This is a genomic window from Cellulophaga sp. HaHaR_3_176, assembly GCF_019021925.1.
Taxonomy (GTDB): domain Bacteria; phylum Bacteroidota; class Bacteroidia; order Flavobacteriales; family Flavobacteriaceae; genus Cellulophaga.
The window spans coordinates 2695649-2717318 of the sequence record NZ_CP058990.1 but is presented as its reverse complement, the minus strand read 5'-3'; the positions used below and the strand labels follow the sequence as shown (position 1 = coordinate 2717318).

At 31.2% G+C, this 21670-nt stretch carries 17 protein-coding genes and 1 tRNA gene; 8 read left to right on the top strand and 10 right to left on the bottom strand.

Annotated elements, in window-relative coordinates; translation table 11 throughout:
- Positions 1 to 32: 32 nt before the first annotated feature.
- The gene (locus tag H0I23_RS11990) at positions 33 to 1043 is read left to right on the top strand and encodes an N-acetylmuramoyl-L-alanine amidase (RefSeq protein WP_216783533.1); all 1011 of its coding nucleotides are present in this window, start codon (positions 33 to 35) and stop codon (positions 1041 to 1043) included.
- A gap of 2 nt (positions 1044 to 1045) precedes the next feature.
- On the opposite strand, the gene H0I23_RS11985 is transcribed toward H0I23_RS11990, so the two are convergent.
- The 8 genes from H0I23_RS11985 to H0I23_RS11950 all read right to left on the bottom strand — a co-directional run bounded on the left by H0I23_RS11985 (position 1046) and on the right by H0I23_RS11950 (position 12944).
- Positions 1046 to 1750, bottom strand: coding sequence for a TIGR04283 family arsenosugar biosynthesis glycosyltransferase (locus H0I23_RS11985; protein ID WP_216783532.1), 705 nt, complete (start codon positions 1748 to 1750; stop codon positions 1046 to 1048).
- Positions 1737 to 2468, bottom strand: coding sequence for a DUF547 domain-containing protein (locus H0I23_RS11980; protein WP_216783531.1), 732 nt, complete (start codon positions 2466 to 2468; stop codon positions 1737 to 1739). The genes H0I23_RS11985 and H0I23_RS11980 overlap by 14 nt, the downstream gene beginning before the upstream one ends.
- 111 nt (positions 2469 to 2579) lie before the next feature.
- Positions 2580 to 3395 carry a purine-nucleoside phosphorylase gene (locus H0I23_RS11975; protein ID WP_216783530.1) on the bottom strand — a complete coding sequence of 272 codons (816 nt, stop codon included), beginning with the start codon at positions 3393 to 3395 and terminating at the stop codon, positions 2580 to 2582.
- Positions 3392 to 4009, bottom strand: coding sequence for a TIGR04282 family arsenosugar biosynthesis glycosyltransferase (locus H0I23_RS11970; RefSeq protein ID WP_216783529.1), 618 nt, complete (start codon positions 4007 to 4009; stop codon positions 3392 to 3394). Before H0I23_RS11970 ends, H0I23_RS11975 begins: the two co-directional genes overlap by 4 nt.
- Positions 4010 to 4019: 10 nt before the next feature.
- On the bottom strand, positions 4020 to 4508 hold the full coding sequence (locus H0I23_RS11965) for a rhodanese-like domain-containing protein (protein WP_216783528.1): 489 nt from the start codon (positions 4506 to 4508) through the stop codon (positions 4020 to 4022).
- A 112-nt stretch (positions 4509 to 4620) separates the two neighbouring features.
- Complete coding sequence (locus H0I23_RS11960; RefSeq protein ID WP_216783527.1) at positions 4621 to 7932, bottom strand: VCBS repeat-containing protein; 3312 nt, start codon at positions 7930 to 7932, stop codon at positions 4621 to 4623.
- Positions 7933 to 8110: 178 nt separating this feature from the next.
- Entirely contained in the window at positions 8111 to 9814 is a 1704-nt protein-coding gene (locus tag H0I23_RS11955) for a RagB/SusD family nutrient uptake outer membrane protein (RefSeq protein WP_216783526.1), read from the bottom strand.
- 4 nt (positions 9815 to 9818) lie between these two features.
- Complete coding sequence (locus tag H0I23_RS11950; protein WP_216783525.1) at positions 9819 to 12944, bottom strand: TonB-dependent receptor; 3126 nt, start codon at positions 12942 to 12944, stop codon at positions 9819 to 9821.
- Between the two features lie 335 nt (positions 12945 to 13279).
- On the opposite strand from H0I23_RS11950, the gene H0I23_RS11945 reads away from it, so the two are divergent.
- Positions 13280 to 14137: an AraC family transcriptional regulator gene (locus H0I23_RS11945; RefSeq protein WP_216783524.1), complete on the top strand. Its 858-nt coding sequence runs from the start codon at positions 13280 to 13282 to the stop codon at positions 14135 to 14137.
- Between the two features lie 10 nt (positions 14138 to 14147).
- Here H0I23_RS11945 and H0I23_RS11940 read toward each other — a convergent pair whose 3' ends face one another.
- Positions 14148 to 15632, bottom strand: coding sequence for a VCBS repeat-containing protein (locus tag H0I23_RS11940; protein WP_216783523.1), 1485 nt, complete (start codon positions 15630 to 15632; stop codon positions 14148 to 14150).
- Between the two features lie 302 nt (positions 15633 to 15934).
- Positions 15935 to 16007, bottom strand: a tRNA-Phe gene (locus H0I23_RS11935).
- Positions 16008 to 16109: 102 nt separating this feature from the next.
- Between H0I23_RS11935 and H0I23_RS11930 the strand changes: the two genes are divergently transcribed.
- Genes H0I23_RS11930 through H0I23_RS11905 form a run of 6 tightly spaced genes read left to right on the top strand, consistent with a single transcriptional unit; the run spans position 16110 to position 21590 of the window.
- On the top strand, positions 16110 to 16835 hold the full coding sequence (locus tag H0I23_RS11930) for a type III pantothenate kinase (protein WP_216783522.1): 726 nt from the start codon (positions 16110 to 16112) through the stop codon (positions 16833 to 16835).
- A gap of 3 nt (positions 16836 to 16838) precedes the next feature.
- Positions 16839 to 18104 carry a hypothetical protein gene (locus tag H0I23_RS11925; protein WP_216783521.1) on the top strand — a complete coding sequence of 422 codons (1266 nt, stop codon included), beginning with the start codon at positions 16839 to 16841 and terminating at the stop codon, positions 18102 to 18104.
- Positions 18105 to 18121: 17 nt separating this feature from the next.
- On the top strand, positions 18122 to 19492 hold the full coding sequence (locus H0I23_RS11920) for a hypothetical protein (RefSeq protein ID WP_216783520.1): 1371 nt from the start codon (positions 18122 to 18124) through the stop codon (positions 19490 to 19492).
- Position 19493: 1 nt separating this feature from the next.
- Entirely contained in the window at positions 19494 to 20105 is a 612-nt protein-coding gene (gene lptC, locus H0I23_RS11915) for an LPS export ABC transporter periplasmic protein LptC (protein ID WP_216783519.1), read from the top strand.
- Positions 20098 to 20304, top strand: a complete 207-nt coding sequence (locus H0I23_RS11910) for a hypothetical protein (protein WP_216783518.1) — start codon at positions 20098 to 20100, stop codon at positions 20302 to 20304. The genes lptC and H0I23_RS11910 overlap by 8 nt, the downstream gene beginning before the upstream one ends.
- 56 nt (positions 20305 to 20360) lie before the next feature.
- A complete protein-coding gene (locus H0I23_RS11905) occupies positions 20361 to 21590 on the top strand; it encodes a hemolysin family protein (protein WP_216786074.1) in 1230 nt (409 codons plus the stop codon).
- The last annotated feature ends 80 nt before the right edge of the window (positions 21591 to 21670 follow it).

Below are 21670 nucleotides of genomic sequence, written 5' to 3'. Positions count from 1 at the left end.
AAATATTTTTAAAATTAGATTTTAATTAAAACATGAGATTAGCTGTTTTTTTAGTAATTACCTTTTTTGCGTTCAGCAACGTTAATAGTCAAGATACTATACTGTATGCAGTAGCTGAAAAAGGTGATGGAATTTTATCGTTATTACGTAAACAAGGTGCAAATCCTTATGATGTTTACGATGAATTTGTTTCCGTAAATGCAGATAATCTCAGAGATAGTGTGCACCTTTACGAGGGGAGAACATATGTTATTCCGATAAAAGCAGAAGATTTAAATGTAAAGTTAGATGTTGAGACAAAAACAATAAAAGGATTGTCTTATGATATTTTTGGAAAAAAATATGCTGAAGTAGATTCGAAAAGTACACGTTTAGAAGGAGCTGTATATTATTTGATTTCAGGTCATGGTGGTCCGGACCCTGGGGCGATGACAACCTATGTAGGTAAATCTATTTCAGAAGATGAATATGCCTATGATGTAACTTTGCGTTTGGCTAGAGAGCTAATATCGCATGGGGCGATGGTTTATATAATTGTTAGAGACCCAGATGATGGTATTAGAGATGAGCGTATTTTAGAGTTAGATTGGGATGAGGTAGTGTACCCAAACAAAGTAATACCACTGAATCAGGTAGAAAGATTAAAGCAACGTGTTGATGTTGTTAATCAATTATATAAAGAGAATAAAGGAAAATATCAGCGTTTAATTGTGACTCATGTAGATAGTAGAAGTGTGGGACAAAACATAGATGTGTTTTTTTATCATCATGAAAAAAGTAAAAACGGTAAAAAATTAGCAGAAAGTATTCATAAAACATTTGAAGCTAAGTATAAAAAGTACCAACCTAATAGAACCTATTCTGGTACTTTTGAGGATAGAAGCTCGTTATATTTAGTTAAAAAAACACATCCTGCAATGACTTTTATTGAAATTGGGAATATAACAAATGAAAAAGATCAGAGAAGAATTTTAGACCCAGATAATAGGCAGGCACTTGCGAAATGGGTAAGCGAAGGTGTATTGTTAGATTTTGAAAAGTAGGTTTAGCTAGCTATCTTTTTTCTGTAATATTCATACAATTGCTCAGGCCCAGCACCTAGGTAATTTTTTAGATGAATAATTCCAAAGTGATATTGTAGTATATATTTACCGCGTTCATCATACCTTCTGGCAGACGTTTTAATTTTAAAAGGAAGAATTTTAAAATCAGCTACTTTATAAATTCTACAAATAAATTCATTGTCCTCATATACTTTATAGTTTTCATCAAAACCAGCAGTTTCGTTAAATAGTGTATTGGTAATAAATAAAGATTGGTCGCCACCTCTGCATAAAGTGTGATTTACTTTAGTGAACCAAGCAAAGAAGTTTAAAAAACGGCTGTTAGAGTCAAATTTCATTTCAAAACAACCGACATTATTTCCTTTTTTTACCGCTTCAATAATTTGTAAATCATAGTTAGTAGGGGGGAAAGTGTCTACATGTAAAAAATAAAGTATATCACCTTTTGCATGTTTGGCACCTACATTGAGCTGTTTAGCTCTACCTCTTTCTGAATAGAGAACTATAGCCCCCATTTTTGAAGCTATTTTTGCAGTTGCATCTGTACTACCACCATCAATGACAATTATTTCTAAAATAGATTTAGAACTACTATTTGATATTAAGTAATCTAAAATACGAGCAATTGAAGCTTCTTCATTCAATACAGGTATTATGATGCTTATTTTTAAATTATTTGATTTCATTTAAGCTCCAGTCATATACTAAATAGTTAACATCTGCTTTAGTGTCAATTTTAACTTTAGTGTAGGGTTGAATGTACTCTATAAGAGTTTTGTTTTCAGTGAAATCACTTTTATACCATTTAAAAATATTGGATAGCTCAAGTTCATTCTCAGAAATTTTATTGCGCGTAGTATCATTTATAAAATCAACAGTTGCTTTTTCTAGCTCATCATTCAAGTTAGAAGCAGTATAGGCTTTGTTCAAAAGTTTAGGGCAAGAATATGAAGCACAGTTTATCGCAAAATGAATTCTTGGCTCTCCCATTTTTCTAAGAATTTTATGCTCGATTTGTCCTAATGAATATGTGTTTTCAGCAACTTTAATCCATTCTATATCCCAAGGTTTTCTTATGTCTTTAATACTTTTTGTTGGGTAATTGTTTAAAATTAATTTTACAGTACCTGCATTGTAGAGATTAATATAATATGCTAATGTTTCAGATTTAGACCAGTTTTTAGCAGGTGCATTTTTAGCTAAATTATTTAAATAATTTTCTAACTTACTTTCTTCTTTTTTAAATGCACTATAATTTACGTTACCTTTTTTGTCAACATGCTTTTGTAATAGCGTATTCCAAGCAGTATGATCTGGCTTGTCATGGCTTAACGTTGTTGAGTTGTTTTCAGAGGTGATCCCTAAAGATGTTAATGCTAGAAATAATATATATAGTATTTTCATTATTTTATATTTATAAGCTTTAAGTTGTTAATCTATAAACAACCTTACAAAAAGAATACCGTTTTTCGATAAATAACATCACTAGCATAATTTTTCTAAAATCAAATAAACTTATAGGGTTTTTATTAATTCTCTAAATAAAGTAACCATTTTGGGTTCTGTTTCTTCAGCTATTTTAATTATTTCTTCAATATTAAATGGTTGTAGATTATCAGGGTCGCATTCATCTGTTAAAACAGATATTGCGACTACAGGCAAATTTAAATGGTTCGCAACAATAACTTCAGGAACAGTACTCATTCCAACAGCATCAGCACCGATAATTTTCAGCATTCTGTACTCTGCTCTGGTTTCTAACTGCGGGCCAACTACAGATGCGTAAACACCTTCTTTAAGTGTTATATTTTGCTTTTTAGCGATTTCCAAAAGCTTTGCTCTCATGCTCGCATCATAAGGAGCATTCATATCTGTAAATCTATTTCCAAAATCAGAAACATTTTTAAACGCTAAAGGTGATCCGCCTTGGAGATTAAGGTGATCTTCGATTAACATCATATCTCCTTTTTTAAAATTTAAATTTATAGCTCCAGAGGCGTTAGAAATAAATAGTTTTTTGATGCCTAGTTGATGCATGACTCTAATTGGGTACGTTACATCCATTAAATCATAACCTTCATAAATGTGAAAGCGTCCCTGCATTACAACAACTTTTTTGCCTTCAAAGGTTCCGTAAATTAATTTTCCTGTATGAAATTCAACAGTTGCTAAAGGAAAATTAGGAATATGGTTATAGTGAGCTTCAATTGGATTGTTTATTTGTTCAACTAATTTACCTAATCCTGTGCCTAATACAATTCCTATTTCAGGAGCATCAAAACCTTTTTCTGTTAGGTATTTAGTAGATTCGTCTAATTGTTTTATAGTCATTGTTTTATATTTTTTAAGAAGGGCTTAAATGCAGAAATATCTTTAATGTCTTCATAGTAATCAACATCATTTCTTGTATCCAAAACTTCTGTTTTTTTATTTTTTAAATTATCAAGAGTGTCTTTTAAAACTGTTTCTGTACCCCAATTTTTATTTGTAAAAAGAGAGGGTTCTAGAGTTTTCATTCCTAATAAATAATACCCGCCATCTTCTGCAGGTCCGATTACAAAATCAGATGAATTTAATTTTTCAAAAGCAAGCTCTAAGTCTTTTTGGTTTAAATCGAACATGTCACTACCAATAACAATAATTTTATTGTAACCAGTATTAAATCCGTCTTCAATAGCATTTTTCATGCGTACACCTAAATCTTCTCCTTTTTGAAGTTTTTTTTGATAAATATCATTATTCCAAATGTCATTATCCCAAATTTCTTCAGAATAATAAACTGCTTTTGTACTTTCTAATTTTTCGGTAATAGAAACGGTATGGTCTAGTAAAAATTTGTAAATATCTAATGCAGTTTGTTTGCCTACTTTATTTGCTAGTCGCGATTTGCATTTTCCGAACTCAGGATTTCTGGTAAAAATTAAAAGTAAATTTTTTGATTTCAAAGCTTTTTTTTTAATTATAAATTTTCTCTCCCTTGGTCAGTAATTTGCCCCAATACTTGCTAAAGGCATGTACTTTTTTTGTTTCTTTTTCATTTATATCATAAATAGGATACCCTTTTTCTAACCAAAGAAAAATTCCACCATATAAATTTTTAACATTTGTATACCCGCTCGCTACCAGCTTCTCGCCAATATCTTCGGATCTTACACCGATAGAGCAATAAACAACAATAGGAGTGTCTTTTAGTGTATTGGGTATTAAATTTAGGTCAAATTCTTTATAGCCTACCCAAGTAGCATTTTTAATATGGCTAATATTAAATTCATTTACTTTTCTAGAATCTAATAAAATATAATTATCTAATGTTTGAAGCTCATCGGGTGTTATGTACGGAATTGATTTGTTGTTGAGCTTTGCTAAAGTTTTATCTATAGTTCTTTGGCAAAATATAGTGTTAATAGATAAAACAGTAAAAACGGCTGTTAAAATATATTTCATAAGAAATGGAATGTATAGTTGTTCTAGCAAATATACAATTTAGAAAAATTGATAAACATCTTTACTTCTACTCTATATATTGGTATGAATTAAAAAAGCAAATATTCAAACTCTAATTTTTTTGAAAAACCTTTAAACTATCTCTATTTTGAGAAATTAAAATATAAGGATTTTTGTCTTTAGCATGTTCAACTTTAATCATATGCTTTGCATCACCTGAAACTAAAAACCCACTTTCGCTAGTTTCTATAGTTTTGAAATTTCCTTTTCCATCACCTTCTAATAAGCACCCGTTTAAGGCATCATAACGACCTATAAAAACTTCATTGCCAAAATCATTGCCAACTAATAAAATATCTAAATTACCATCATTATTATAATCTAGATTTAAAATACTATTTATTGGTGCAACTTGTGCTTCCCATGGTAATTGTGTGTATTTAAATTTACCGTTCCCTAGATTTTCAATATAAACACTTCGGTCATAATTACCAGTTAGTGTAGTCGCTCCTTCTAATTCTTTTTTAGATAATAAAGTTTTTTCTGTAGCAAGGGCATACTCTTTATAAGAGTTAAATTTTGATCTAAATAACGTACTCTGGCTATAAAGGTCTCCCCAGAAATTAACTGGAAAAGATTTAAAACTAGTATCGTCATAACTACTCTTCAGATATGCAAACATGATGGGGTCTATTGCTCCATTTTCATCAAAATCTTTTGAGATTAATGTAACAGGTCTTTCTGTAGAGGGTTGGTATAAGTTATTAGCTCCCATGTTGCCGACAATAAAATCAATATCTCCGTCTTTATCAAAATCAGCACCTGATATACTTTCCCACCATCCAAAAAGGTCGTTTATACCTGTATTGGTTGCTTTTTTAAGTGATTTATTATCATTTTTAAAAATAGTTATAGGCATAAATTCTCCAACTAAAATTAAATCTTTTATACCATTTAAATCAATATCCTCCCAGGTGGCACTTGTAATCATTCCAATATTTCTTAGCTCCGGAGCATAGCTTTCAGTAACATCTTCTAATTTTCCTCCATTGTTTTTAAGTAAAAAACTTTTGTCTGCAATTGGGTATTGTGCAAAAGGAGTTCTGCCACCTACGAATACATCAACAAAGCCATCATTATCAAAATCATTGACAGATACAATAGATCCACTAGAACTGATTTTTGGCATTCTATCAGTTGCTAGAGTGAAGTTTCCTTTTCCATCATTAATGAGTAGTCTATCTTCATAAAAGCTATCATCTACCATAAATTCATTGCTACCAGATACTAAATAAATATCAAGGTCACCATCATTATCTAAGTCAAAAAAAGCAATACTTTCTTCTTCAAAATTTTTATTTTGTTCATCATCAAACAAATTTTTCTGAACGAAATCACCTTCCTTTTGTTGAAAAAATAGTTGAGGAGAAAAACTAGAGGAACTTCCTATAATAAAATCTTCAAATCCATCACCATTTAAATCGCCAGAAGCAAGGCAAGGGCCGTTTTGTGTTAGTTTGTGAGGTAATACGCGTTGCGCATTAAAATCAATTATATCTGTTTCTTCATGTTTGTAATTTATGCCAGACTTTTTTGTAATATCAGCCAACAGGGGTTTTGATATTTTTGGAATAAAAGGAAAATTTAATTCTTCTTTAGAGGGCAAGTATGCATTACTATAGTTGAATTGTATTTTTTGGTTCGCATTGATATTTGATTGTTTTTCAAATTTACCATCAGACCAAAGAACTTCTATACTTTTAATTATTTTTTCAGCACCTAAACCAAAATGTAATTTACTATCTACAGAAGACATATACCCTTTACTCAAATAATGTTCTTGATATTGAAACAATTCGTTTTCGAAGCGAACAACAACTTTACTTCCAATACCTAGTTTGTTTGTCTGAGGCCCAATTAAATCAACTTTAATATAATTGTTTTTTTTATTGCTATTGTTTTCGAAAAGAAAAGCTTCATCATTAATATTATTAACTATGTAATCTAAATCTCCATCATTATCTAAATCGGCATAGGCTGCTCCGTTCGAAAAAGAAGAAATATTAAGGCCCCATTCTTCTCCAACATCTATAAACCTACTTTCTCCATCATATTTATAAGCATAGTTAGGAGTTTTTATTTCAGGAATAGAATCTAATATTTGACCATTACTCAGATAACGACTTACATTGAATTTAAAGTCACGAAAATCTAAATCTGTAATATCTCTAGGGAAGCCATTAGTTATTAATAAATCTTTAAAACCATCATTGTCCATATCAACAAATAGGGGAGACCAACTCCAATCTGTTTTAGAAACACCAGCCATAAGACCAATTTCACTATAGGGTACGTTAGGTCCATTTCCTTTTTGCAACATGTTGCGACTATATTGATGTTCGTAATCAAATTTTTCGTTAAGGATGTAGTTCGTATATTTATTTTTATCAATGGTTGTTTTTAGTCTTTGATTTGTTTCTCCTAACATATCAAGAGTAATAATATCTAAATACCCATCATTATTGAAGTCGGAGATATCTGATCCCATTGAAAATTTACTTTGATGCTTGATAACATCTTTGATTTGGTTTGAGAAAGTTCCGTCTTGATTGTTTAAATATAAGATGTCATTTGATAGATAATCATTGCTCACATAAATATCTGGCCATCCATCGTAATTTAAATCTGCAATTGCTAAACCTAATCCATACCCTTCTATAGAGATTCCGGCCTTAAGAGTTACATCAGTAAATGTGCCGTCTCCGTTATTGTGGTATAGTTTATCATTGCTTAAAGAAGATCCATCAATAATTTTTTTTCTATAATTAGAAGGTAGAATATGTATGTCAACATTATTCAAAACATACAAGTCTAATAATCCATCTTTATCATAGTCGAAAAAAGTAGCATTCATGCTGTTTTCTTTTCCTGATATGCCGTAATCATTAGCTTTTTCTTTGAACGTCGGGATGTTATTTTTATTTAATCCTTGGTTTACAAAAAGCTTGTTTCTTTTTTTTTCGTCTGATAACATTGCAGAGCAAACATAGATGTCTAATAATCCATCATTATTAATATCTACAACTGCAACGCCTGTATTCCAGTTTTCTTTAGCTTCGGTGCCAGACTCGCTAGAGATATCGGTAAATTTTAACTCTCCTTTGTTAAGGTATAATTTATTGGGTTGTTGGTTACCTGTGAAGAAAATATCAGGTAAGCTGTCGTTATTAAAGTCACCAATAGCAACACCTCCACCGTTAAAAATATACTCATTACTTATAATATTAAAACTATCTGTTTCAACTATTTTATTATTAAAATATATCCCAGAGTGTTCTGCTGAGATTTTTGAAAATAACGAACTTTTCTTTTCAGAGCAAGAAGAAATGAATAGAAAAATCAACAATAAACAAAAATAGCGCATAGTGTTTTTATAATTTAATTAGAGGTAATCAGTGAGGAGTTAATAGGTGTTTATTTAGGAATGAAAATAGATAAAAAAAAGTAATTATCAATTTTATGAATCAAGCTTTATTATTCTAAATAATAACAGGGCGTAAAATACGCCCTGTTTAATTTTAATTATATATACTAGAGTTTGATTAAAACCCGGTATTTTGATTTAAAATATTACCACTTTGATCTATAGCATTAACAGGAATAGGAAATAAATCATTCTTATCTTGATATGCTCTAAATTTAGTTGAGTAACTAGATTGATCAAAATCAGCACCTTCATTTTGGATATATGTGTTGATAACTTGGGTTGCAACACCCCATCTTCTTAAATCAAATAAACGATGACCTTCCATTCCAAATTCTAAACGACGCTCAAAACGTACTGCTTGTCTAGCAAAATCTTGACCAGCGAAAGAACCGTAAGGTTCAATTTGATAATTGGCAGCATCAGCATTACCAGCTTCATTTTGAACATAAGTCATGTTTTTAGCACGGTTACGAACTCTGTTTACGTAGTCTAATGCGGTTCCTAAATCTGGTGATGTTTTTTCAACAGCAGCTTCAGCAGCCATTAATAAAACATCTGCGTAACGCATAACGTTATAATTAATTCCAGACCAGTCTGAACCCCAACCACCAGTACCACGGTTGGCATCAACTTCATCAGCTTGGTAAACATTTTTTTTAGGTAAATAAGGTCCAGAAATATCTGCAAAATCAGCTCTTATCCATTCTTTACCAGGGTTTAAACCAAAACCATTATAATCGATACCTCTTCTAGATACTGTATAATCTAATCTAGGATCTAAAGGTCCAGTATGTGGTGTAAAAGCAGCGGTACTCGCAATACCATAATCATTAGCAACATCTGTATTAGCATAAGTATCCAATAAAGGCTGTCCGTTACCATCAGTTTGGTACGCATTAACCAAATCTTGACTTGGTTGGTAAAAACCACAACATGTTTCTAATGGTCCACCACCAGGGAAATTCAATGTACCTGTACCGTTACCATTAAAAGAACGACCGTCATCAGAAACATACTGAATAGCAAACATTGATTCTGGGCTATTTTCTCCTGCAAAATTAAAGTTATTTACATACTCATTGTTTAATGAATATGGACTGGTAGTCGCAACTTCATTTAATAATGTAAAAGCTTCATCCCATTTTTCTTGGTACAAGTATGCTTTTCCTAGAAAAGCTTTAGCAACCCATGAATTAGCTCTACCATTAACAACATCTGATCCTAAATTATCAATTGCTGCTTGAAAATCTGCTTCAATTTGAGACCAAATTGGTCCTGGGTTTGGTTGATTAAATTCTAGGTTATCAAAATTTTCAACAGAAATAAACGGAACATTTCCGTAAAATTTTTGAAGTTCAAAATTATAATATCCTCTTAGAAATAAGGCTTCACCTTGTTGTTGACTTAAATCTTCGTCAGGTATAGTTGCTATTAATGATAATACAGCATTAGCACTATTAACACCGCCAAAAAGTGCGCTCCATCTTCCTAAAAACCAACCACTACCAGTTTGCCAATCTAAAGTTTCAACTTGAAAAAGTTCAGTATTATCACTATCTGTACTTCCTCTATGTGCATCATCTGAAACTACATCTGTCCACCAGTTATCTCCACCAGCAGCAGTTCCTTCACCTAATCGGCCAATACGTTCCCCATCTATAGCAGAATACGCGGCAGTTAACTTTAAATCTACTCCTGTAACATTTTGTAGAGCATCGTCAGAGAGTGCTCCTGTAGGAGAAATATTGGTAAAATCATCATTACAGGCAACTAGAAGCATGCATGTAAGTGATATTGAGTAAAATATATTTTTTTTCATTTTTTTAAAATTTTAAGTTAATCCCTAATGAGTAAATTGAAGCTATTGGGTAGTTGTTGTCAGATACACCTATAGTAAGGTTATCAATAGAACCATTATCATTAAATCTTGGCTGTAACTCTGGGTCTACACCATCATAACCAGTGATGGTAAATAGATTAGTACCTTGAAGGTAGAAACGAACACTATCCATACCTAATATACTTGAAAATTGATCATTAAAAGTATATCCGATTTGTAAGTTCTTCATACGCAGGTAAGAACCATCTTCTACAAAAGATGAATTTGCAGCACCTTCGTTATTAGTAATACTTTGACTCAATGCAGGTAAAGCAGCATCAAGATTATCTGGTGTCCATGAATCAAGAACTCTTACACTTCTGTTTGCATTGAAAAAAGTAGGTAAATCAGTATACACTTTATCGTTATTATAAATGTCATTTCCTTGAGATCCTTGTAAAAAAGCTGAGATATCAAGCCCTTTGTATGATGCACTTAAGTTTAATCCATATGTAAAATCAGGGTGAGGAGAACCTATAAACGTTCTGTCTTCATCATTGATTACACCATCGTCATTAAGGTCACTATATCTAAGTCTACCAACACCGTCAGCATCTGCTGTAAAGCCTTGATCAGCACTTGCAGCCACTTCAGCTTCTGAAGCAAATATACCGTCAACAACTCTACCATAAAAAGATGAAATAGGTTGTCCTACTTGAGTTCTTGTAACGGCACCAGTAGTTCTGAAACCATCAAACCCTACTTGAAAAGCACTGATTAAATCTGTAACCTCATTTTTATAACTAGAGAAGTTAAGGTCAATACCGTATTTAAAACCTGAATTTAATTCGTCAGCAAAACTAAGTGTCGCATCGATACCTTTATTCTCTATAGAACCAAGGTTTACATAAGGAGCATTTGCTGCAATTGAAGTAGTACTGAATGCACTATTATCTTGACTAATCAAATCTTTAGTGCTTATGATAAAATATTCAGCTTCAAGATTTAATTTATTATCAAAGAAACCAAGTTCGATACCAAAGTTTGTAGTTTCACTAGTTTCCCATTTTAAATTTTCATTACCTACAGATTCTAAAAGAGCTCCTTGTGTTACTCCTCCACTACCATTAAATCCGTAATCAGCATATTGTTCGCTTAATACCGAGATATTAAAAGTAGGATTGTCTACAGGAAGAGATTGGTTACCTAACTGTCCCCATGAACCTTTAAATTTTAATCTACTCACAATAGCATCATCAGGCCAAAAATTTTCATTACTAACAACCCAACCAGCACTAAAAGAAGGGAATATATCACTTTGGTTGTCTCCTAAAAATCTAGAAGATCTATCTTGACGAACAGTAGCTGTTAATAAATATTTACCACCATAACTATAATTTGCAGTACTAAAAACTGAAAACAAAGATGATGAGTTATCAAAAGCATATGCAACGTTAGCAGCACCGCCACCATTTTCTAATAAATAATATTCAGGAGTTTCAAAGAAAAAACCAGTTCTTGAAATTTCTTTACCTTTTGAATTAACACTTAGTGCTTCAATACCTACTAATGCATTAATTCTGTGCTCGCCAAAAGACTTGTTATAACTTAATGTGTTATTCCAAACCCACTCGTAAGTGTCTTGATCTGCTTCCGTAAGTGTATTTGTAGCAATAGGTTCAGATGATTCAGGAACCAAGGCTTCAAAACGTCTGTCATTAAAAGCTTTAATAGAACCACCAATAGAAGTTTTGAACTGTAGTCCATCCATAATATCAAGAGTTGCATAAATATCACCAAAAACTCTAAAATTTTTGCTGAAATCATCACCTTGTCTATTAGCTTGGGCAACTGGGTTATTTGGGTTTGAAAGACCAGTAGAGTTACTATAGTTCCCAGCGAAATTACCAGCATCGTCATAAACAGGTACTAGTGGAGACATTCTTGTAGCAAAATTATACCAAGACTGGCCACCAGATTTATTATCAAAAGATATATTTGTATGTTCACCTATTTTAATTCTATCTCCAATTTTAAATTCTGAATTTAATCTAGTAGAACCTCTTTTATAGCCAGTAGCAATTTGAATACCTTCACGATTTAAATAGCTAGCAGAAAAAAGAAATTTAGATTTTTCGTTACCATTTTCAAGAGTTATGGAAGCATTTTGAGTAATTGCTGTTCTGTAAAGTTCGTCTAACCAATCTGTTCCGCCATTAGGTTTTACTGTTGCTGAAATACCATCCGGAGTATTTTGTAAAGTTGTTGGTGTTACAGGGTTCGTGCCATTTCCGTATTGAGGGTGTGATGGTATACCACCATCATTTCTGATACTTTGCCAAATCATTTCTCCATGTTGTTCTGTATCTAACAATTCAGGAAGGTTTGAAGCAGCAGAAAAACCAGTATATGTGTCAACTGAAACACGTGCTTTGTCCATATTGTAACCTCCACTTCTGGTAGTAATAATAACAACACCATTAGATGCTCTAGCTCCATATATTGCAGCTGCACCATCTTTAAGTACATTCATTTGCGATATATCAGCAGGGTTTATTGAGTTTAAGATACTAGCATCATCAGTTTGAACTCCATCAATAATATATAAAGGGTCATTACTGTTACCAGTACCATATCCTCTTATCCTTACTGTAGGAGACGAACCAGGAGAACCATTGTTTGTAATAGTAACCCCAGAAACTCTTCCTTGTAATGCTTCGGCAGCATTTACAATAGGAGCTTTAGTAGCTTCAGAGATATCAACACTACCTACAGAGCCAGTAAGGTCACCTCTGGTTTGTGTAGAATACCCAGTTACAACAACTTCTTCAAGTGCTGCAGCATCTTCCTGTAAAACTACATCTATAGTAGATTTTCCGTTTACAGCCATTTCTGTTTTTTTATAACCTACATAACTAAAAACTAGTGTAGCATCTGCTTCAGCTTCAATGGTAAAGTTTCCATCAAAGTCTGTTTGTGTTCCAACTGTTGTTCCTTTAACAACAATTGTTGCTCCAGGTAATGGGCCAGTTTCATCTGACACCGTACCAGTAATCTGTTGTGCACTAATAAACCCGAAGCAAAGCAAAGCTCCAAGTAATAATGCACTTTTAAGTGATTTTAGATTCATAAATTTTAAGTTTAGTTAAATTAATTTTGAGTTTTAAAGTTGAGAGAAATTATTTACAAACTTTAGCTTTTATCATTTTAATAGGTAGTTGATTACGAATATTAATAATTAAAAGACCTGTAAATACATATTTCGAATAAAAGTATTATGTTAAAACTTTATTAATTTGTCATTTTTGATATATAATTTGTCATATTTGACATCTGGAATTTACTATAACGTTATAGTAAATTTTTTTAACAATTAGATTAGTAAATTTTAAAAGTTAGAGGCTAATATTTTAGATTTTAGCTGTCAATTGTTAAAATAATATTCAATTCATATTTTTTTTTATTATGGAAAATTTTCAATGGAACATCACTTCAAATGGAACTGTTAACGAGAATGCTGTTACAATTCAAAACTTAGAATATTTCAAGTATTATCCAGAAAAGAAAAAATTGAATAAAAATTGGATTACTGGTGTAAAATCTAAGTACCATAAAATTATCTATATTAAAGATGGAACTGGATTTTTCGAATCTGATAAAATTGCAAAGCAAGGAATACTTAAAGAAACTTTGTTAGTTATTTACCCTAATACGTGGTATAGGTGTGTGCCAGATAAGAATTTTACTTGGGAAGAGTACTCTGTAAGCTTTAGGGGTAATTATATTGAATATTTAGTAGAAAGCGAATTGTTTAATATTAATCAACAAGTGTATCAAATTGGATTTAATTATGAAATTGATACGCAATTTGAATCTTTAGTTAATATTTTAAAGAGCAAACAATCTTCTACTAGTGATGTTACTTTACAATTTATATTTATTGATATATTAAGAGTGTTACATTCAAATTTTTTAATAAATAAAAAACAAATCTCTAGAAAAGGGAAGATGATTTCTGATGTTGAAAAATATATACAAAAACATATAAGACTTAAGCTGAACTTTAACGATGTTGCTAAGAAGTTTAATGTTAGTTATTCTTTATTAAGAAAGTTGTTCAAAGAAAATACTAATATGACTTTAAAGCAGTACCACTTAGAGCTTAGGTTAAATAAGGCTAAAAACTTAATAAAAGAGAGTGATTTAAGTTTTTCGGAAATAGCTTTTCAATGCGGTTTTGAAAATCTACAATCTTTTTCAAAAACCTTTAAAGCTAGAGAAAACATAACGCCTAGTATTTTTAGAAAAAGAAAGATGTTGTAATATCCTAAATTTAAAAATCAGGAGTTACAATTATAGATTCGATATAATTAAAATTAGGATTTGAATTAGGTTGAAATTCAAAATTACCTAAATATATTTCAGAAATATTATCATTATTGGCATCACCAACCCTCATCGTCATTGGGTTTATTTCAGGGAGTTCTGGGTGTGAAATATCAAATTTAAATTCACCTTTATTAATTAAGTAAATCATTTGTTCTGATTTCCTAAACTCAGGTTCTACAAAAAATGAAGAGGAAACTAAATCAATTAAATTATCATTGTTTAGATCTAATTTCAACAAATTTGTTGCTCCATAAACAGGATAAAAGTAGACTTCTGTCCATGAATTGTTTTGATTTTCGAAAATGCGTATGCCGTGAAAATTTTTCTTTACAATACTGTAATCTGCATTATCGCCGTTAACCATGGTAATTTCTTCTTTGCCATCGTTATTAAGGTCTGCTAGTTCAAAATAACTAGATCCGTAGTATGGAGGAAATTCAAGTATAGTCATTTCTTTAAAATTACCTTCCCCTAAGTTTGTATATAAGCTGATACGTTCCCTTCCTTGAGCAGTTAGAGCATAAAAGTCCATCATACCATCGTTATTTACATCTCTCAATACAAAATTTCTGGCACCAGGGTTTGTAGTTATGACTTTTCTTTCTTTTGTTTTGCCATTTATAAATGTGATTTGCCCTGTGTGATTACCGAATTCAGCTATTAAATAATCTTTTATTTTATCATTATCTAAATCCACATATTCAAAATCGACAGGTCTGTGTAATTCATCAATCAATAATTTTTGGCTTTTGTATGTTTCATCAAATAAATGTAAACTTCCTAATTTTTTTTCTGTAGGGTTCATATTACCTCCTATGCAAAGCACTAAGTTGTTTTTTACCTCTACTACAGGGCTCGGTAATTGTATTGTGTGTTCTTTTTTGTTTTGAAGATTTTTAAATTTTAATTGACCTAAAATATTAGATTGTAATTGATAATTATTTTGAATGCCGAAATATGTTGTTAACCCTTGTTTTTGTGATGTGTTTTTTATAATTTCTATAGAAGATTTTTGTAGGCTATTTTGAGTTTTTTTTATTTGAATAGGAGCATTTTCAGGTGAATTATCTAGATAATGCTTTTCTATTAGTAACCATTCTTCATTTGTTACCATAGGGTTAAGCATGTAAATACCTTTCTGAGTAAGGTTGATGTACTCATCATAACCTAATTTAGATGCAATAGTTTTAATATCACCCAATCCCATTCTGTTTTTCATTTCAGGTAAGAGTGAGTTTTGCCAAATAGCTTTGGGTAAAACTTTTGGTTCTGGGTATAAGTGGCAACTTGCGCAATAAACTTTAGAAAGCTCTTTACCAGTTTTTGCTTTCTGTTTTTTTTCAGGAAAATCAAATTTCCAATAGATGAAACCAGCAATAATTAAAATTAATACCAATGTTAATGCTAAAATTATTTTTTTTGATTTCAAAAGATTTTTTTTAATTAATTGTTAGTCTGTAATGAAAATTAGGTAGTATTTTTTGTTTCAGTGTATATACTAAGAATAGTATTTCTTAAAATTTAAATTTCTGCTATTGTGAATATTAACAAATATAGCAATTACTAGTTTTGAAATAGACTTTAGTAAGTATATCCATGTTTTAGTGAATCAGAAATTTTAATTAATTATATGATCTAAAATTGCAGATAAGGTTGATAGGGTATAGTTAAAAGCTCTATGTAGATATATAAAACAAAAAAACCCGAACATTTCTGTTCGGGTTTTTAATGTGGTGCCTCCAGGAATCGAACCAGGGACACATGGATTTTCAGTCCATTGCTCTACCAACTGAGCTAAGGCACCAGAGCCGTTAAGCGGCTGCAAATATACTTTCAATTTTAATATATCCAAATAAAAAACGAAAAAAAAGTGTAATGTTTTTTTACATTTTTGCAACTTTGTGGTATGAATTTAATAATTGACGCGGGTAATACCCTGATTAAGACATCGGTATATGATTTAAAAAAAGAATTGCACCATGAGCAATTTGAGCTTTCAAATTTTGTTTTGAAGGTTAAATCTATATTTAAAGAGTTTCCTGAAATTACACACGCTATAATTTCTTCTGTTGGTGCTCTTGATAAAAAAGAAATTGCAGTAGTTGGTCTTTTTTGTAAGGTTCATCTCTTAACTTCAAAATCAAAAACACCTTTTAAAAACTCATATGCAACGCCAGAAACACTTGGTGTAGATCGTATTGCTTTAGCAACAGCTGCATTTTATCATAATCCCAACGGTAATACTTTGGTGATTGATGCAGGTACGTGTATAACTTATGATTTGGTGAACGATTATGGGGAGTATTTAGGTGGCGCTATATCTTTAGGTTTAAATATGAGATATAAAGCATTGCATCAACAGACGTCAAAATTACCATTGTTACAAGCTGAAGATATAATTGATTTTATAGGAAATTCTACAAATAGTAGTATTCATAGCGGCGTTGTTAATGGTATTTCCGGAGAAATAAACGCTATTATAGCTCAATATGAGCAGCGTTTTAAAGATTTAACAATTTTTTTAACAGGAGGTGATGCTCTATTCTTGTCAAAACGAACAAAAAATACCATATTTGCCACTCCAAAATTTCTTCTCGAAGGATTAAATTACTTGTTGGATTACAATAAATAGTAAATGATCAGAAAAATAGTAGTTGCAATAGTGTGTTTCGCCTCTTGGGGGTTAAGTGCTCAAAATGGTACATCATCTCCATATTCTTACTTTGGATTAGGTGATTTAAGAACCACTAGTACAATCGATAATCAAATGATGGGAGGCGTTAGTATGCATGCGGATAGCATTCATATCAATTTAAAAAACCCTGCAGCTTATAGCAAATTAAGGTTAACAACTTATTCTGCTGGTATTTCTCAAAAAAGATCAAGTCTTAAAAGTGCAGATGCTAATGACAATGCCTCTGTTACAAATCTAGATTATTTATCAATAGGTTTTCCTGTTAGTAGTAGGGCAGCTGTTGGTTTTGGTATAATGCCATATTCTTCTGTCGGTTATGACTTAAGTTCTACAATAACTAATACTGATGACACTACGTTAACTAACGAATACACAGGTGATGGGGGATTAAATAGAGCTTATCTATCTACAGGGTATGCTATTACTGATGATTTAAGCGTTGGTGTGACTTTGAATTATAATTTTGGTACGATAAATACTACTAGGGTTCAATCTTTATCGACAGCTCAATACGGTACTTTAGATAGGAGAGAATCAACTGTTAATGGTTTTGATTTTAACTACAGAATGAATTTTTCACCCAAGCTTAATGAAAAGTATAGAGTGTATAGTACTGTTGGGTTTGATACGCAATTAAATTTAAATTCAGAAAATACTCAAACAATAGGTTCTTTTTCTAGAGTTAATGGTATTGATGTAGAAGTTTACGAATCTGATTTAGCCTCGCAAGGGTTAAAGTCAACTGAAATAAGAGTTCCTACAATTATAACGTTCGGACTAGGTATTGGCGAAGATTTGAAATGGTTTGCAGGAGCAGAGTATAGTTTTCAAGATTTAGGAGATTATGAAAATGATTTTTTCGATGCGAGTAATGTAACATATTCTGATGCAACATCAGTTTCAATAGGAGGGTATTATATCCCAGACTATTCTTCATTTACTAGTTACCTTAGTCGTGTAACATATAGGGCTGGTGTTAGAATGTCTAACTCAGGAATGACAGTTAATAACGAAGAGATAAATGACTTTGGCATAACTTTTGGAACAGGGTTACCAATGGGCAGAAGTATTTCCAATCTTAACATAGGGTTTGAAATAGGAAAGAGAGGGACTATCGAAGCTGGACTTATTGAAGAAAATTATTTTAAAATTAATGTTGGACTATCATTAAATGATAAATGGTTCAGAAAAACAAAAATTAATTAACCATTAAATACTAGATCATGAAAAAGAAATTTTATATCGGAGCAATTGCAGTTTTCGGTTTTTTAAGCACAATGGTTGCACAGGGTAATCCGGAATGTAACACAAATTTATCTATATATTCTGAGCACGTAAAAGTGAAAAATTACGATGCAGCTTATACGCCATGGAAAATGGTATATGAAAACTGCCCAGCATTAAATAAAGCAAACTTTATTTACGGAGAAAAAATATTAAAATATAAAGTAGAGAAAGCAGAAGGAGCAGAAAAAACAGCTTTTATTACTGAATTAATGGCAATGTATGATGCAAGTAGAGTACACTTTGCAGATAAATTTCCTGTAGCTACTGTTCTTATTGATAAGGCATTATTAATGAATGATGAGAAAATGGGTTCTGATCAAGAAGTTTTTGATGTTTTAGATAAAGCTTTTAAAGAAGATTATGCAAACTTTAGTAATCCTAAAGCTCTTTATCTTTACTTTTCATTATATGTAGATTTACATAATGCAGGTTCTAAAGACTTACAAGAAGTTTTTGATGCTTACGATAGCGTTATTGAAAAAATAGGTATTGAAAACAAAAAACTTACAGATAAGATTACTCAGTTGTTACCTAAAGAAGATGCGGGTACAATTACTTCTAAAGAAAAAAGATATTTGAAGGCTTATAGTCAAAATTCAGAAATCTATGGTAAAATTGAAGGTAGTATCGATTCTAAATTAGGAGCTTTAGCTGAATGTTCTAACTTAATTCCTTTATATCAAAAGAGTTTTGAAGAAAAGAAAACGGATATCTCTTGGATAAAAAGAGCGGTGAATAGAATGTACAACAAAGAGTGTACTGATGATCCTATGTTTAAGCAGTTAATTGATGCTCAATTAGCATTAGAGCCAACAGCAGATCTTTATGTGTATTTAGGTCTTTTAGAAAATAAAGCTGGAAACAAAAGTGCTGCATTATCTAACTTTAATAAAGCAATTGATTTAGAGTCTGATTCATTTAAAAAATCTGAATTACTTTATAAAGTTGCAACAATTAACTCAAGAAGTGGTAGTAGATCATCTGCTAGATCATATGCTCAAAAAGCAATCGATGCAAATTCATCTAACGGTAAAGCTTATTTACTAATAGCAAATTTATATGCTAGAAGTGCTAATGATTGTGGTTCAACTGCATTCGAAAAAAGAGCTATTTATTGGAAAGCTGCTGATGTAGCTCGCCAAGCAGGTAGAGTAGATCCATCATTAAGTAGTAAATCTAGCCAAGCTGTAAATAGTTATATGGGTAAAGCTCCTTCTAAAGAAATGATCTTTAGTTCAGGAATGTCAGGTAAAACTGTTACCTTTAGTTGTTGGGTAGGTGGTAGCATAAAAGTGCCTAACTTATAAGATGATTAAAAAAAGTTTATATAATTTAAAAAGCATTGCTGTAGTTTGTTCTACGGCAATGCTTTTTTTTGCTTGTAAAGACAGTTATGAAAGAATAGGTGAAGAAGCAAAGAAAAATAAATTTCCGCAAGGCGTTGCCGAAAACTATAAACTTATTTATACAGAAACTTTAGAAGCAATGTCATCAGAAGAAGTTGCTGAAACTAAAAAAGTAGCTGTATTAACAGGTGAGGTTTGTGAAGATTTTGAAAATTTATCTTTTCCTTATCGAACTTTTCCTAATGGCTTACAAGTCGATTTTTTTGATAAAGAAGGTGCTAAAAGTACAATTACAGCAGATTATGGAATTATATATTCTGGTACAAATATTATAGATTTGCAAGGTAATGTGGTTATAAAAATGCAAGATGGTAAGTTGTTAGAAACTCCACAATTGTATTATGACCAAGTAAACCAATGGATTTTTACACAAGAAAAATTCAAATTTTCAGATCAAAAAGATGGAACTCTTATTCATGGAGAAGGAATGGATTTTAATAGAGATTTCACCATTTTAAATGCCCATAAAACAGGTGATGGTTATAAAGTAATAAAAGAAGATATTGATGGTTAAAATATTAAAATACACAGAGTACTTATATTTGATAGTTGCATTTATAGCATTATACCGTGTATATGCAGATTGGAATGTAGATCGTCAATTTGCATATATATTTATATTTTTCACTATAGTGTCAATAGGTATGTTTTTATTTAGAAGAAATTACAGAAAAAAATTCGAGAATTATAAGCAAAATAATAAACAAGAGTAGTGGGAGACATAATTATCATTGTTGTCTGTTTATTACTTTCTGCTTTTTTTTCAGGAATGGAAATTGCGTTTATATCAGCAAATAAAATTCACATTGAAATAGAAAAAAAGCAAGAAGGTTTTTTAGCTAAAATTTTAAGTAGGCTTACTAAAAAACCATCTAAATTTATTGCTACAATGCTTATTGGTAATAATATAGCCCTTGTTGTTTATGGGTTGTATATGGGTGAAGTATTGATGAAGTGGTTTTTAACATTTGAAAACACTTCAAGTCAATTTCTAAATCTTTTATTGACAGACTTTAGCTTAATTACCCAAACAATTATATCTACATTGGTAATATTGTTAACAGCAGAATTCTTGCCTAAAGTACTTTTTCAAATTTATTCAAATACTTTGTTAAAAGTATTGGCGCTACCGGCGTATTTCTTTTATGTGTTTTTCTCATTAATATCAGACTTTGTAATCAAAATATCAGACATAATTCTTAAAGTATTTTTTAAGACGGATGGTGATGAGGTTCAATTTGCTTTTAGTAAAATAGAACTTGGCGATTATATTAATGAGCAAATGGAAACTGTTGAAGAAGAGGATGAGGTAGATTCTGAAATTCAAATTTTTCAAAATGCTTTAGAATTTGCAGCTGTTAAAGCAAGAGATGTAATGGTTCCTAGAACAGAAATTGAAGCTGTTGAATTACATGAGACTCCTAAGAACTTACTTAAAAGATTTACCGAAACAGGGTATTCGAAAATACTAGTCTATAAAGATACTATTGATAATGTTATTGGCTATGTACACTCCTATGAGTTGTTTAAGAAGCCAAAAACAATTAAAAGTGTTTTGATGCCTGTAGAATTTGTGCCAGAAACAATGCTTATAAATGATATTCTTAATAATCTAATAAAGAGAAGAAAGAGTATGGCTGTTGTTTTAGACGAGTATGGCGGCACTTCGGGAGTTATGACGGTAGAAGATATTGTAGAAGAGCTTTTTGGAGAAATAGAAGATGAGCACGATAAAACAGATTTAATTGAAGAACAAATCGGAGAAGCTATATTTAAATTCTCGGCACGTTTAGATGTTGATTATGTAAATGAAAACTATAAGCTGGAACTTCCTGAAAGTGATGAATACGGAACATTAGGGGGTTTAATAGTAAACGAAACAGGCGAAATACCAGAACAGAATACAGAAATAAGAATTCAAAACTTCCAATTTACAATTCTTGAGGTTTCTAATACTAAAATAGATTTGGTATCCCTTGAAATACTTGATAAAGAGTAATTTTTAATGATGATTTTATTATCTTTTTTTTTGTCTTTAGTATTTGAAAGAAAAATGGTATTTTCGTCGACTGATACAAA